At 36.1% G+C, this 13,157-nt stretch carries 14 protein-coding genes; 1 reads left to right on the forward strand and 13 read right to left on the reverse strand.

The annotated features are described in order from the left end of the window. Nucleotides 1–6: 6 nt before the first annotated feature. The 3 genes from IEW94_RS02815 to IEW94_RS02825 all read right to left on the reverse strand — a co-directional run bounded on the left by IEW94_RS02815 (nt 7) and on the right by IEW94_RS02825 (nt 2,152). The gene (locus IEW94_RS02815) at nt 7–507 is read right to left on the reverse strand and encodes a GbsR/MarR family transcriptional regulator (protein WP_188649747.1); all 501 of its coding nucleotides are present in this window, start codon (nt 505–507) and stop codon (nt 7–9) included. Nucleotides 508–630: 123 nt separating this feature from the next. Next, the gene (gene pheS, locus IEW94_RS02820) at nt 631–1,650 is read right to left on the reverse strand and encodes a phenylalanine--tRNA ligase subunit alpha (protein WP_188649748.1); all 1,020 of its coding nucleotides are present in this window, start codon (nt 1,648–1,650) and stop codon (nt 631–633) included. A 145-nt stretch (nt 1,651–1,795) separates the two neighbouring features. Then, the gene (locus IEW94_RS02825; RefSeq protein WP_188649750.1) at nt 1,796–2,152 is read right to left on the reverse strand and encodes a hypothetical protein; all 357 of its coding nucleotides are present in this window, start codon (nt 2,150–2,152) and stop codon (nt 1,796–1,798) included. Between the two features lie 69 nt (nt 2,153–2,221). Here IEW94_RS02825 and IEW94_RS02830 point away from each other — a divergent pair, with 69 nt between their 5' ends. Beyond that, complete coding sequence (locus IEW94_RS02830; RefSeq protein ID WP_188649752.1) at nt 2,222–2,752, forward strand: CvpA family protein; 531 nt, start codon at nt 2,222–2,224, stop codon at nt 2,750–2,752. Nucleotides 2,753–2,759: 7 nt separating this feature from the next. Here the strand turns inward: IEW94_RS02830 and IEW94_RS02835 are convergent, their stop codons facing one another. From IEW94_RS02835 to IEW94_RS02880, 10 genes are all read right to left on the reverse strand, one after another. Then, complete coding sequence (locus tag IEW94_RS02835; protein ID WP_188649754.1) at nt 2,760–3,386, reverse strand: carbonic anhydrase; 627 nt, start codon at nt 3,384–3,386, stop codon at nt 2,760–2,762. Between the two features lie 39 nt (nt 3,387–3,425). Then, nucleotides 3,426–4,175 carry an SH3 domain-containing protein gene (locus tag IEW94_RS02840; RefSeq protein WP_188649756.1) on the reverse strand — a complete coding sequence of 250 codons (750 nt, stop codon included), beginning with the start codon at nt 4,173–4,175 and terminating at the stop codon, nt 3,426–3,428. Between the two features lies 1 nt (nt 4,176). Next, nucleotides 4,177–5,949 (reverse strand): BatD family protein, encoded by a 1,773-nt coding sequence (locus IEW94_RS02845; RefSeq protein WP_188649758.1) that lies wholly within the window; start codon nt 5,947–5,949, stop codon nt 4,177–4,179. 19 nt (nt 5,950–5,968) lie between these two features. Next, the gene (locus tag IEW94_RS02850) at nt 5,969–6,346 is read right to left on the reverse strand and encodes a four helix bundle protein (protein WP_188649760.1); all 378 of its coding nucleotides are present in this window, start codon (nt 6,344–6,346) and stop codon (nt 5,969–5,971) included. Nucleotides 6,347–6,392: 46 nt separating this feature from the next. Further along, complete coding sequence (locus tag IEW94_RS02855; protein ID WP_188649762.1) at nt 6,393–7,268, reverse strand: tetratricopeptide repeat protein; 876 nt, start codon at nt 7,266–7,268, stop codon at nt 6,393–6,395. A 97-nt stretch (nt 7,269–7,365) separates the two neighbouring features. Further along, a complete protein-coding gene (locus IEW94_RS02860; protein ID WP_188649764.1) occupies nt 7,366–8,403 on the reverse strand; it encodes a vWA domain-containing protein in 1,038 nt (345 codons plus the stop codon). A 99-nt stretch (nt 8,404–8,502) separates the two neighbouring features. Continuing rightward, the gene (locus IEW94_RS02865; protein ID WP_188649766.1) at nt 8,503–9,510 is read right to left on the reverse strand and encodes a vWA domain-containing protein; all 1,008 of its coding nucleotides are present in this window, start codon (nt 9,508–9,510) and stop codon (nt 8,503–8,505) included. After that, on the reverse strand, nt 9,510–11,171 hold the full coding sequence (locus IEW94_RS02870; protein WP_188649768.1) for a BatD family protein: 1,662 nt from the start codon (nt 11,169–11,171) through the stop codon (nt 9,510–9,512). The genes IEW94_RS02865 and IEW94_RS02870 overlap by 1 nt, the downstream gene beginning before the upstream one ends. Before the next feature lie 7 nt (nt 11,172–11,178). Further along, nucleotides 11,179–12,045 (reverse strand): DUF58 domain-containing protein, encoded by an 867-nt coding sequence (locus tag IEW94_RS02875; protein WP_188649770.1) that lies wholly within the window; start codon nt 12,043–12,045, stop codon nt 11,179–11,181. A gap of 90 nt (nt 12,046–12,135) precedes the next feature. Beyond that, a complete protein-coding gene (locus IEW94_RS02880; protein ID WP_188649773.1) occupies nt 12,136–13,137 on the reverse strand; it encodes an AAA family ATPase in 1,002 nt (333 codons plus the stop codon). Between the last annotated feature and the right edge of the window lie 20 nt (nt 13,138–13,157).

Raw genomic sequence — 13,157 nt, forward strand, 5'->3', positions numbered from 1 at the left:
AAAAGGTTATATGTTGTTTATTGTATTGGTTATTTTTGTTCGTAATGCTAAAATAGATTTCGTGGCTTCATCTAAAAATTGAATGTAATTGTCATGAAACGCCAAATCAAATTTTGTTGTACTGTCTGAAATGGTTGAATTTGCATGTTCTTTATATGCTTTAATTTCCAAGTGCAGTTCTTTTTGGGCCGACCACGTTTCGATCATGTCGTCAATACTTTGAATCATGGCATCTTGATTCATTACAAAATACTTTTTTCGGTCTCCTGGTTTGGTAAAATATGCTATTTTTTTTAAGTCCAGTAAATGATTTAAGTGGGTAGATATGGTACTTTTACTGGCACATAGTTTGGTTACCAAATCCTCAAAAGTGGTTCCTGCCTTTCCCGTTAATATGATGTAAGATAAAATACGCGCTTCAACAGGAGCCAGATTGTCTTTACTTTCTATCAAAACGCCTAACTTCTCAACCAAAGCATGTTTTTGCTTACATAATTCATCATTCATAACCTGCAAATTTGAACACAAATATACTTTAGGTTCGTTTTTAACCGAACTAAACGAAGTTAAAAAAATGTTAAATAAAAAAGCCGACAAGAATCGGCTTGAAGTTTCTATACCAAAATCTTTTTAAAAAGCAGACTTAAACTGTTCTAAAAAACGAACGTCATTTTCACTCAATAACCTAATATCACTAATTTGGTGAAGTAGTAAAGCAATACGGTCAATACCCATTCCAAAGGCAAACCCGGAATATTCTTTAGAATCTATACCGCAGTTTTCAAGTACATTGGGATCTACCATGCCGCAACCCATAATTTCCAACCAACCGGTCCCTTTGGTCATTTTATAATCAGTTTCGGTTTCCAGTCCCCAATACACATCTACCTCAGCGCTGGGCTCAGTAAATGGAAAATACGATGGGCGCAAGCGTATTTTGGACTTTCCAAACATCTCAGTTGTAAAGTATTGAAGTGTTTGCTTAAGGTCTGCAAAACTAACGTCCTTATCTATATACAAGCCTTCCACTTGATGGAAAAAGCAGTGTGACCGCGCTGAGATAGCCTCATTTCTAAACACTCTACCAGGTGAAATGGTTCGAATTGGCGGTTTATTATTTTCCATATAGCGCACTTGTACCGAACTGGTATGTGTACGCAACAATATATCGGGATTGGTTTGAATAAAAAAGGTGTCCTGCATATCACGGGCCGGATGGTATTCCGGCAAATTCAACGCCGTAAAGTTATGCCAATCATCTTCAATCTCTGGACCTTCACTGACATTAAAGCCGATTCGTGAAAAAATATCAATGATTTGGTTTTTTACTATGGAAATAGGGTGACGTGCACCAATCTCAATAGGTTCTCCTGGACGCGATAAATCACCATAAACACCTTTAACCTCTTCTTTGCTTTCAAGTTCTTCCTTTAACGCATTAACGCGTTCTTCTGCTGATTTTTTAAGTTGATTGATAACTTGACCAAATTCTTTTTTTTGGTCATTGGCCACATTTTTAAACTCTGCAAAATAATCGTTTAGCAGCCCTTTCTTTCCTAAGTATTTTATTCTGAATGCTTCTACTTCCTCTTTTGATTGGGCTTTAAACGCCTCTACTTCAGCAATCAGTTCCTTTATCTTGTCTATCATGATATCAATTCAAAAAATGATGGCAAATTTAATGATTTTTGTTTGAACTGCGTTAGTGATGGAGCAATTGTTGGAGCTCTCCCAATTTTATTGGGAAGCGACTTGCGAGAGCACGGCTTTTTAATTAAAAAGCAACGCCCAAATATTAGTTTATAAATTCTATTTCCAAAAAATAGTTAACAATGGCTTCTTTCATCAAAACGCTTTGCTCACCTGCCTTAAGATGTGGCAAGGCTTCTTTAACTTTGTAATGTGGCCAGCCTTCTTCATCCACGAAATCAAACTCATAATAGCCGTAGGGTGCCAACAGTTTGCAAATAGCTATATGCATTAAATCCAGCTTTTGGTCTTTTTTAAACGTCCGGTTTAATTGTCCCAGCTCCTGAACACCAATCAAATAAATAATGGCATCAAGGTCCAACGGGGCTCCGTCAGCAAATTGTTTGGATAACTTTTGGGTTACCACTTCCCAACGTTGTTTTAATTGATCGTCTCTTGACATTTTATGTTACAAAGTAAAAAAGTTACAAAGTGACAAAGTTAATTTATATTTGTTATAAATCTGTATGTTATGAGTATTTTGGACATTGCTTTATTGGTCTTATTGATTTTAGGACTGGTTCGTGGTTTTAGCCGTGGCTTTTTTGTTGAAATAGCGTCTGTGGTAGCACTGATAGCTGGCGTTTATGGGGCGTTTCATTTTAGCAATTTTGCAGCCACTTTTTTAAATGAACGGGTTGATTGGAATGAGAATACGGTTAACATTGCTGCATTTGCCATTACTTTTATCATTATTGTTTTGGTGATTGCTTTGGCCGGAAAAGCCTTGACCAAAATAGCCGATTTTGCCATGTTGGGGCTTTTAAACAAATTACTTGGCGCATTGTTTGGTGGCTTGAAAGTAGCCCTGATACTGAGTGTTATTTTAATTGTGTTGGATAAAATGCACGCTAATGTATTATTTGTTAAAGATGCCGATAAGGAAAGTTCTGTACTTTACAAGCCTATTAAATCTTTAGTGCCTACTATTTTTCCAACGATTCTGGTTAACGGAAAACCTATTGGTGAAGATATTACAGACGACAATAATGATGAAGGGTGATTATGGTTTAATCTAAATGATAAATTTCCATAATACTTTTTAGAATGCGTTCAAAATCGATTTTCAAATCGATAAGTTTACCAGTATGCACATCAAACACCCAACCGTGAACCTTTAACCCTCGCTCTCTTGATGCTTTTTGCACTGCTGCCGTTTTTATAAGGTTTACACATTGTTCCTGAACATTTAGTTCTACTAAACGGTCATATTTTTTTTCCTCATCAGTAATGGCGTTCAACTCGGTTTTATGAATACGGTATACATCCCGTATGTTGCGTAGCCACGAGTTTAAAATGCCTAAATCTGCGGATTGCATAGCAGCTTTAACGCCACCACAGGCATAATGGCCACAAACCACAATATGTTTTACTTTCAAGTGAACGACTGCATACTCAACAACCGACATGGCGCTGAGGTCTATACCAGAAACCATATTAGCTATATTTCGATGGATAAAGGCTTCTCCGGGACCTAGCCCCATTAAGTCTTCGGCTGTGACACGACTATCCGAACAACCAATGTATAGGAGTTCTGGGCTTTGTCCTTTTCCTAAATTATCAAAATAGTTGTCATCTTCAGATAACTTATTTTGTATCCATTTTTTGTTGTTCTCAAAAACCCTGTCTAAATCCATATTGGCTTATTTTATATAGATAAAGATAAACCAAAAATATCAAAGTTGTTTAATGTTGTCGTTTTCTATCCAACCTGTTTTACCATCGGCCAATTTAATTTTTTTCCAACGGTTAATCGTGTCTAAAATTTTAACCTTGGTGCCTTCATGTAGTCTAAACACCTCATTGCTTCTGGTATTGGGCTCACTTTTTATAGTTGCTTCCTGAGCAAAAACAATCGCCTCTTTGTCATTTTGGTGAACATTATATTTATGGAAAGCAATCACAACAGATATGATTGCTATAAAAAGAAAGAGGTTGCTGGACACAAATGCCAATCGTTTTTTAAATGTTGAATAAGTGAAATAATATACCAAAAACAACAATACAAATAAGATAACGGATGCTACAGCAACTTTGGCCCAATTATCAAAACTCATGATACCCGTTATGTTTTTTATCAGTTTAGAAAAGCCCGCATCAGGAACGGCGTCTATGGCATCTACGGTCATATTCTTGGCAAATGCTAAATTGTTTTTTATATCGGGGTCATTAGGTGCCAATTGTAAGGCTTTTTCATAATAATAAATACTGGGTGCTATATTGTTGAGTTTATAATGCGCATTAGCCAAATTGAAATACAAAGCTGCTGAATGGTTTTTGGTTTCAAGTATAGCCTTGTATTTATCAATAGCTTCAGCATATTTCCCTTGGTTATACAACTTGTTACCTTGATCAAATAATGTTTGATTTTGGGCAAAACCCCCAAGACTTAACAAAAACGATAGTATAAATAAATACTTTTTCATCTTAACGTGCTTGTTTATCAATTAATGAAATGGTTTTGGCTGCTTTATCATAATCCTCTTGCATGGTCACTGCTGTAATGGGCGTGTACCTTGCCAAATCACAATTTTCCATAATACTGCTAAAATCCTTGATGGTCTCTTCGTCAACCCCTCTATCAGAAAGTAGCGTTTTTATTTTGTCCTTGCTTAAATCACTGGTCTCTATTCGTAATTTGGCTTTTAAATAATTATGTAAGGCTTTTTCCATAGCAACATAAAAGGCTTCTTTTTGGCCCAATGATTTTTTGGCGTTGCTTAAATATTTTTTAGCCAATCTATCTGCGGCTCTTATTTTGTTTCCATAAACATCGGCGTCGCGTTCCGCTTTTTTCTTTCTGATGAGTATGGCAAATGGTATAGCCAAAAACGGTAATAGTAATGAACCCCAAAACAATTTGGTCTCAAAAAAATAAGATGGCTTAATTGATGTAAACTGCGTTTTTGTTTTAATAAATGCAAACTGGTCTTTATTGAGAACAACAGGTTGTTTTACCGTATTTGATGTTGTTGAGTTCTCATTTAAATTATTTAAAGGCCCGTCTAACACATCGATGACTTTTTCATCTGATGACAAACGTTTATAGGTTTCTGTCTTTAAATCAAAATACGAAAACGAGATGCTAGGTGTTGGATATTTACCTTTGTATTGTGGCACTACCGTGTAAGTATCTGAAATAGACCCTTGCATGCCATCTAATGTGGTTCTAACATTTTCATTGTGCTCAGGTTCGTACACTTCTAATGAACTTGGTAAGGAAATTTTGGGTAGTTTGATAAGTTTTAAATTTCCATTTCCTTTAACCTCAACTTTTGCCTGTAATGATTCTGAAGCTTTAAGCTCTGTTTTGGACAAGGAAACATCAAACGAAAAATCACCAACAGCCCCCGAAAAATCAGCAGGTTTTCCCGCTTCTGGCAACGGTTTTACGTTAATGGTTTTCTTTCCTGCCGAAACCGTTCTGTGCGCTTGCATCATTAATCGTCTGCCAAAAATATCACGCCTGCTTGTTGGCACTTGTACGGTGATATCCAAACTAAGCGGTTCAATATCCAGTTTTCCCGATTTTTGTGGATACAGCACTGTTTTTCTTAACACCAAAAACCGATAGGTCTCTCCGTTATAGGTTCCTGTTTGTACTTTTTGACCTTGCATATCAATGTTCTGGCTCCAGAAATCATTATATCTTGGGCTATCAATTTCCTGCCAATTGTCAACACCTGTATCTGGTGAGACATACAGTTTATAAACCACAGTAATGGCCTCATTTAAATACGGATTGGTTTTAGAAATTTCGGCTACTAAATGTATGTTTTCAGAAGCAATATAGTTAGGATCATCGGGGTCTTTTGGTATATCAACTGCCGCTGTAACTTGAATTTTTACCGGTATTGTTTTATAAATTTTACCATCTATTGTAATGGTTGCCTGATCAATGGTAAAGGTTCCCTGCTTTTTGGGTGCTAAAAAATAACTATATGTTTTGGTAAAGGATCGTACACCGTTGATCCAAGAATTACTAACGGATTGATTGGGGCCGCCAACAACTGTAAAGTTGCTGAAATCTGGTGGATTAAAATGATCACCATCTTGGTTCATTTCAAAATCCACACGCAACCGCTCATTAATACCTAGTTTGTTTTTACTAACCTTTGTTTCAAATTTTACTTGAGCAAAAGTTATCTGAGACACCAACAGTGTCAAAAAAACCAATACTATGTGTTTACTCAATTTCATAATAAATAACGAACAACGATTAACGACTTTTGATGCTTGAATTATTGTTTTTAGATGTTTTTATACTCGCAACAAAAATTGAAATTAATTGATTATTTTCATCTATTGCCTTTAAAATATTTTCTTCACTTCCATTATACAAATTGGCTTTTTTAATTATTCTTAAACAATTATAACTTTCCCTTAATTCCTTTAAAGAAACCCCCATTTTATGAACAAAATCTTTATGTGATTCAGCACTTCTTGCTTCACCATAATTTAAAGCTGGCGACCCTGAAGACCTAATTAATTGATTGCCATAATAATTCCCTGAGTAATTATTTTTTAACCCTTCAACCAAATTTATGATTAATACTGCAAAATCGATAATTCGTTCTTCTAAATCACTCGTTTTCATTTAATTCTTATCTCACAAATCGTTAATCTTTAATCCTCAGTTTAAATTACCAATCTTTATCTGTTTTTATTTTGACGCCTTTTTCCTTTTCGGCATTCATTTTTTCCTGAACCTTTTGTTCTTGGTTATTCATGGCCTCAAGAAGGCTTTTTATTTGTTGTTGCGATAATTTTCCAGGCTGCGGCTGTGGTTGTGCGTTCTGCTTGTCTTTCTTGTCTTGATCACCTTTGCCTTGGTCTTTTTTATCATCTTTAGGCTTGCCTTGATCATCTTTTTTGTCGTCTCCTTGTTTTTTATCCTGGTCGCCTTTGTCTTTATTATCGTCTTTTTTATCCTTATTGTCTTTGTTGTCCTTGTTTTGGTCTTTTTTATCTTTCTTATCCTTGTTGTCTTTGTTATCTTTCTTATCCTTGTTGTCCTTGTTATCTTTATTGTTTTTGTTTTGGTCTTTTTGTTGCTCTGCACATTGCTTGGCCAATCCTAAATTATAGCGTGTTTCTTCATCTGTAGGGTCATTTCTCAAAGCATTTTTATACGCTTCAACCGCTTCTTTGCATTTTTTTCCTTTCATCAAAATATTGCCTATGTTATGAAACGCCCTGTGTTTTTCTTCTTTTGAAGTCGCTGTTTTAGCAGCTTCTTGTTGACGGTACAGGGCTTCCTCAAAGTCGCCGTTTTTATAATACGAATTAGCCAGATTATAGGTTGCTACACTATTTGATGGGTGTTCTGAAATAGCCTTTCTGTAAGCCATTTCAGCCGAAACAAAATCGTCATTATTAGCCAATTGGTTTGCTTGATAGACATATTCATGAGCTTTCTTTTGGGCCAATTTGTCCTGCTTATCTTCTTGTTTGTCTTTTTCTTGTGCAAACGAACAGGTAAAAAATAAGGTTAATATGATTAAGACTGTATATTTCATTTGTTATTGTTTGTTTTAAATACGCATCAATCTGTCTATTTTAAACAAAAATTACTTTAAAGGTATTAAACCATTATGTTTGAATCCGTTAAAGGTTTTATAAATTCTCATTAAATAAATTTAATTTCTTTAGCCATTCTGTTTTTCGTTCCAATAAGAAAATATCAAGTAGCAAGAAGAAAATGGCAAATCCTAAAAACCATTGAAACTGGTCTTTAAAATCGGCATATTGCTTGGCCTCGAACTCCGTTTTATCCATTTTATTTAAAATCTCGGTAATTTCATCAACCACTTTGCCTGTGTTTCTTCCATTTATGTAAACACCATTGGCGTTGCTGGCAATGTCCTTAAGCACTTCTTCATTTAAACGAGTAATGACAGTTTCTCCCTGACTGTCTTTTTTATAATTTAAAACAATCCCATTGCGTTTTTCTGGGATTGGTCCACCTTTAACGTCGCCTACGCCAATGGTATAAATCCGAATGCCTTCTTTACTGGCTTCTTTTGCAACAGCGGCCGCTTCTTCACTATGGTCCTCTCCATCTGATATAATAATCAAAACGCGGTTGGTCTGTTCGGCATCATCATAATAGGTTTTTGCCAAATTAATGGCCTCATTGATAGCCGTTCCTTGTGATGACAACATATCGGTATTCATACTTTGCAAAAACATTTTAGCTGCTGCATAATCTGTTGTGATGGGCAATTGCGGAAATGCTTTTCCTGCATAAGCTATGATTCCAACTCGGTCACTGGCCAATTTATTGATGATTTGAGTAACCAGCTGTTTGGCTTTTTCCAATCGGTTGGGGGCAATATCTTCGGCCAGCATACTTTTGGATACATCGATTGCAAACACAATATCAACACCTTCGCGTTTTACGGTTTCAAGCTTGGTGCCTATTTTTGGATTTACCAATGCAATAGCTAAGCAAGCAAATGCTAAGCACAAAACAATCACTTTTAAGACGGATTTAAACAAAGATGTATTAGGGCTCAACCGTTTTAACAACTCCTTTTTAGCGAATTTTTGCTGTGCTTTATGCTTCCAAACTTGCAGAATGAGAAAACATAGAATGATCACAGGGATAACACCCAATACCCAAAACCATATTTTTTCGTCTAATTGATACATTAACTGTTTATTTGTTTTTCGTGGATTTGTTTATTTGATTTACCACGAATTCACTAGTATTTATTTATTCTATTTTTTTTCAAATTCTATTGGTTCTTTTTAAACAAAACTTCTAAAAAAGGTATATCTAAGCAATAGTTCAAATAGCAATAAAGCGCCTGCCAATAAAGCTAACGGACGATATTTTTCTTGGTAATTATAATACTTAAACTCATCAATATCTGTCTTTTCAAGTTTATTGATTTCACCATAAATCTCCTCTAACTTTTTGTTATTGGTTGCCCTAAAGTATTTCCCACCGGTTACATCTGCAATATCCTTGAGTAGGGCTTCGTCAATTTCCACCTGCACACGACCATACTGGAACTCACCCGTTCTAGGGTCAATGGCCACAGGCGATAAAGCTGTTCCGTTGGTTCCCAAACCTATGGTATAGACTTTAATTCCGTATTCAACGGCCAATTCGCTGGCTATTTTAGGATCTATAAAACCTGAATTGTTAACACCATCGGTCAATAAAATAATCACTTTACTTTTGGCCTTGCTGTCCTTTAACCTATTGACGGCTGTGGCCAGTCCTGTTCCAATAGCGGTTCCGCCTTCAATAATGGTGTTATATTTTATGTCATTTAAAGACCGTATAACGATAGCCTTATCACTAGTTATTGGTGTTCTGGTATAGGCTTCACCAGCGTATTCAACCAACCCTATTCTATCATTGGGCCTGCCTTTAATAAACTCTGAAGCCACGTTTTTAAGTGCTTCCAATCTGTTTGGCGACAGATCTTTTGCCAACATACTAGCTGACACGTCAATGGCCATAACAATGTCAATTCCGCGTGTGGTTTTTGTCCTTGTAGACACATCAACCGTTTGGGGTCTAGCAATGGCCGTAATCAATAATGCTAAAGCCAACAACCTTAACACAAACAAGGCATGTTTTGCTTTTGGTAACCACGTGTTGGTGGTTTTAAACCCTTTTAGGCTTGATATTTTAAGTTCTGCTGTTTGCTTTTTGTGCTTAAGCACGTACCATAATATTGCCAATGGCAGCAATAACATCAACCAGAATAATTCTTTGTTTACAAATTCAATGCCTTCAAACATTATTCTTTAGGTTTTATAAGTTCTACTGAATTTAATATACGTTTGGCCATCTGGTCTGCGTAAACATCCTGGTCTCTCCAAGTTATAATGATTTCTTGAATGACATTGTTTGAATTGAACGCCAAAATAACGTAATCGCCTTTCACCAAATCATTTGATTTGCTTGTTGGAAAATCACCTTTACCGTAGGTTTTCAATCCTTCAGCGCCATTGGGTGTTTCAAATTTTTCGTCTTTAACAACCATATTTTGAGCGCCATTATTTTCCCAAGATTTTAGGGTTTTTTCAACAACCTGTTTTAAATCTATTTTATTATCACCTTGTGTGCTGACTTTTGATGTGGACACCAAAATACTGAATTGCCCCGTTACGTCACCATACCCAAATGCTGTTGTTTGCGTAGGTTGTTTCATGCCCTTAGTGTTTTTATTTTGTTCAGGAACAATACGCTTTAACACCTCTGGTGTTGAAATGGTAATTGGTGGCACCCCATAATCACTGGTTACCCATTCGCCTTCCAACAATTCTTTGCTATGGTTTCCAATAATGGTGTCAACCACATAATTAAAACCGTACTTTATAGAAAATCCTGTAAAAACGGTCAATATAAAGGCTACGCCAACAGCAGCGGTAATAATGATTTTTTTTCGTTTTTTCTTTCTTTCAATCTCTTCTTTGTATTGCTCATCCAATAGTTTTTCTTCTTCTGTTGGCTCTGGCAGCACTTCTTTTACATGGTCAATTTCAACATCAATTGTTTTTCTGTCCAATTCGGCTAGTGCCACATCTGGAGCCGATTTTGCAAACTTAACCAAGTCGGCACGCCTTAAGATGTCTTCAATGTTTTTTATGGTCTCTGGGCTTAAATCTATTTGATTGCCTTCTTTAAGCAATCGCAGCCTGTTAACAAGTTCCTCCGTAGTGCTTTCCATGGCATGGTCATACACTTGTTCGTCTAAATACTTTCTAATGATATCCGTTAGCTCAGAATAGTATTCTTTAAACTCCGCTTGTTTTAAATAGGTGCTTTCCTCTAATTTTTTTATGGCCAATTTAGCGCGATCATAAGGTGGCAACAAGGCTATTTTCTCTGATTCGGTAAGTGGTTTTTTTCGCCATAAAAACCAATATAGCAACCCTGAAACTATGGCTAAAGCAACCAAAATATAGAGTGCGTATTTCCACCATTGACTACTGGGTTTTTGAACTTCTATTATAGGTTTGATATCATAAAGGCCTTGTTTTGTGGAATCGACCAAAATATTCCTGACCTCGACTTGTAACGAATCCGTGAAAATGGTTTTGTTTCCTATAATAATTTTTTGCCGTGGAATGGTGTAGTGGCCAGAATCAAATTGGGTTAATCCGTAGCGTTTAATGAGGTTGAATTTATCTTTTTGCTTTAAAGTGTCTGTTTTATACGATTCAATCATCTCCAAAGGGGTGAAGGTTTGGCCTTCGGGGAACACTACCAAGCTTGTAGTATCTGTCTGTACTTGAATTTTATAGGTTATTTGTTCACCTATTTTAATGGAAGTTGAATCTATTGTGGCTGAAACTTGTGCGTGCAAGAACCAAGATGCAAGAACAAAGATACAAGACAATATATACTTTTTTATTAATCCTCCCTCTACATTCATAATTCTCAAATCGTAATTCATAAATCGTTTACCCTCTTGCTTTAAAATATCCCAATAATTTTTTTACATAACTTTCATCAACCCTGCAATCAATGGTTCCAGCGCCAGATTTTGTAAAGCTTTCTTTGTAATAAACTACTTTGTCATGATAGTATTTGCCATAATTGAGACGCACTTTTTTTGATGAGGTGTTGACTAGCATAAGCTCACCTGTTTCACCATCTTGCATTTGTACCATTCCCAAATTGGGCATGTCTTCTTCACGTTTATCATACACACGAATTCCAGTTACATCATGTTTTTTGGCTGCAATTTTCATGGTGTGCAAATAATCATCTGCTATAAAATCAGATAGGATGAACACAATGGCTTTTTTCTTCATCACACTGGATAAAAACTTCAAGGCTTCTGCAATATTTGTTTCCTTGCTTTGTGGCTCAAACTCAATTAGCTCACGAATTATCCTAAGCACATGCGAACGTCCTTTTTTAGGTGGAATATAGAGTTCGATTTTATCTGAAAATAAAATCAACCCTATTTTATCATTGTTTTGTGTAGCCGAAAACGCCAAAGTTGCCGCAATTTCTGTAACAACTTCGTTTTTAAATTGTTCTTCTGTACCAAAAAATTCTGACCCCGAAATATCTACCATGAGCATCATGGTGAGTTCACGTTCTTCCTCAAAAATCTTTATAAAAGGCTCATTGTATCTAGCGGTGACATTCCAATCAATATTCCTAACATCGTCACCAAATTGGTATTGGCGCACTTCACTAAAGGTCATACCTCGTCCTTTAAAAGTGGAATGGTATTCTCCACCAAAAATATGATCAGACAGCCGGCGTGTCTTAATTTCTATTTTACGTACTTTCTTTAGTAATTCTTTAGTGTCCATTTTCCAATTTACGATTGAAGATTTTTGATTTATGTTTTCTTCAAGTTAAGAAATCACAAATTGTAATTCAGCATTCTTAAATCTAAAATCCTATGGTACTTCTATTTCGTTTACAATTTTGTTGATGATATCTTCTGACGTTATATTTTCAGCTTCAGCTTCATAAGTAATGCCTATTCTGTGTCTTAGCACGTCATGAACCACAGCACGAACATCTTCAGGAATCACATAACCTCGTCGTTTGATAAATGCATAACATTTTGCAGCGGTGGCTAAATTGATACTTCCACGAGGTGATGCTCCAAAGGAAATAAGTGGTTTTAAATCTGGAAGTTTATGTTTCTCTGGATAGCGGGTTGCAAATACAATGTCCAGGATATATTTTTCTATTTTCTCATCCATGTAAACCTCTCTAACAGCATTTTGGGCTTTTAAAATCTGATCGGTAGAAACCACGGCATTCACTTTGTCCCATTCACCTTTCATATTGGCCCTCATGATTAATTGCTCTTCAGCAATTTTTGGATAGTCAATAACGGTTTTTAGCATGAACCTATCCACTTGGGCCTCGGGCAACGGATAAGTACCTTCTTGTTCTACTGGGTTTTGAGTTGCCATAACCAAGAAAGGTTTATCAAGATTAAATGTTTCATCGCCAATGGTCACTTGTTTTTCTTGCATGGCCTCAAGTAAGGCTGATTGCACTTTGGCCGGTGCTCTATTAATCTCATCAGCCAACACAAAATTGGCGAAAATAGGCCCTTTTTTAATTGAGAAATCACTAACCTTTATATTGTAGATTAATGTTCCTGTAACGTCTGCTGGCAATAAATCTGGCGTAAACTGAATTCTACTAAAACTACCATTAATGGCCTTAGCCAAGGTATTGATAGCCAAAGTTTTTGCCAGTCCTGGAACTCCTTCAAGCAATATATGACCTTGTCCCAGCAAACCAATCAGCAAGCGCTCTACCATATGCTTTTGCCCTACAATAACCTTATTCATCTCAAGCATGAGCAAATCAACAAAAGCACTTTCCTTTTCTATTTTCTCATTGATTGTCTTAATGTCAATTGTACCTGTTTCTTCCATTATTATGTGTTTTTTAAAAA

It is taken from the genome of Yeosuana aromativorans, assembly GCF_014646655.1.
GTDB classification, from domain to species: Bacteria; Bacteroidota; Bacteroidia; order Flavobacteriales; family Flavobacteriaceae; genus Yeosuana; species Yeosuana aromativorans.

What these genes read in the sequence shown, in the direction of transcription:
- IEW94_RS02870 (WP_188649768.1), bottom strand. Translation starts at nt 11,171, where the DNA reads ATGAATTACGATTTGAGAATTATGAATGTAGAGGGAGGATTAATAAAA.
- IEW94_RS02815 (WP_188649747.1), bottom strand. Translation starts at nt 507, where the DNA reads ATGAATGATGAATTATGTAAGCAAAAACATGCTTTGGTTGAGAAGTTA.
- pheS (WP_188649748.1), bottom strand. Translation starts at nt 1,650, where the DNA reads ATGATAGACAAGATAAAGGAACTGATTGCTGAAGTAGAGGCGTTTAAA.
- IEW94_RS02875 (WP_188649770.1), bottom strand. Translation starts at nt 12,045, where the DNA reads ATGGACACTAAAGAATTACTAAAGAAAGTACGTAAAATAGAAATTAAG.
- IEW94_RS02825 (WP_188649750.1), bottom strand. Translation starts at nt 2,152, where the DNA reads ATGTCAAGAGACGATCAATTAAAACAACGTTGGGAAGTGGTAACCCAA.
- IEW94_RS02830 (WP_188649752.1), top strand. Translation starts at nt 2,222, where the DNA reads ATGAGTATTTTGGACATTGCTTTATTGGTCTTATTGATTTTAGGACTG.
- IEW94_RS02835 (WP_188649754.1), bottom strand. Translation starts at nt 3,386, where the DNA reads ATGGATTTAGACAGGGTTTTTGAGAACAACAAAAAATGGATACAAAAT.
- IEW94_RS02840 (WP_188649756.1), bottom strand. Translation starts at nt 4,175, where the DNA reads ATGAAAAAGTATTTATTTATACTATCGTTTTTGTTAAGTCTTGGGGGT.
- IEW94_RS02860 (WP_188649764.1), bottom strand. Translation starts at nt 8,403, where the DNA reads ATGTATCAATTAGACGAAAAAATATGGTTTTGGGTATTGGGTGTTATC.
- IEW94_RS02845 (WP_188649758.1), bottom strand. Translation starts at nt 5,949, where the DNA reads ATGAAATTGAGTAAACACATAGTATTGGTTTTTTTGACACTGTTGGTG.
- IEW94_RS02880 (WP_188649773.1), bottom strand. Translation starts at nt 13,137, where the DNA reads ATGGAAGAAACAGGTACAATTGACATTAAGACAATCAATGAGAAAATA.
- IEW94_RS02850 (WP_188649760.1), bottom strand. Translation starts at nt 6,346, where the DNA reads ATGAAAACGAGTGATTTAGAAGAACGAATTATCGATTTTGCAGTATTA.
- IEW94_RS02855 (WP_188649762.1), bottom strand. Translation starts at nt 7,268, where the DNA reads ATGAAATATACAGTCTTAATCATATTAACCTTATTTTTTACCTGTTCG.
- IEW94_RS02865 (WP_188649766.1), bottom strand. Translation starts at nt 9,510, where the DNA reads ATGTTTGAAGGCATTGAATTTGTAAACAAAGAATTATTCTGGTTGATG.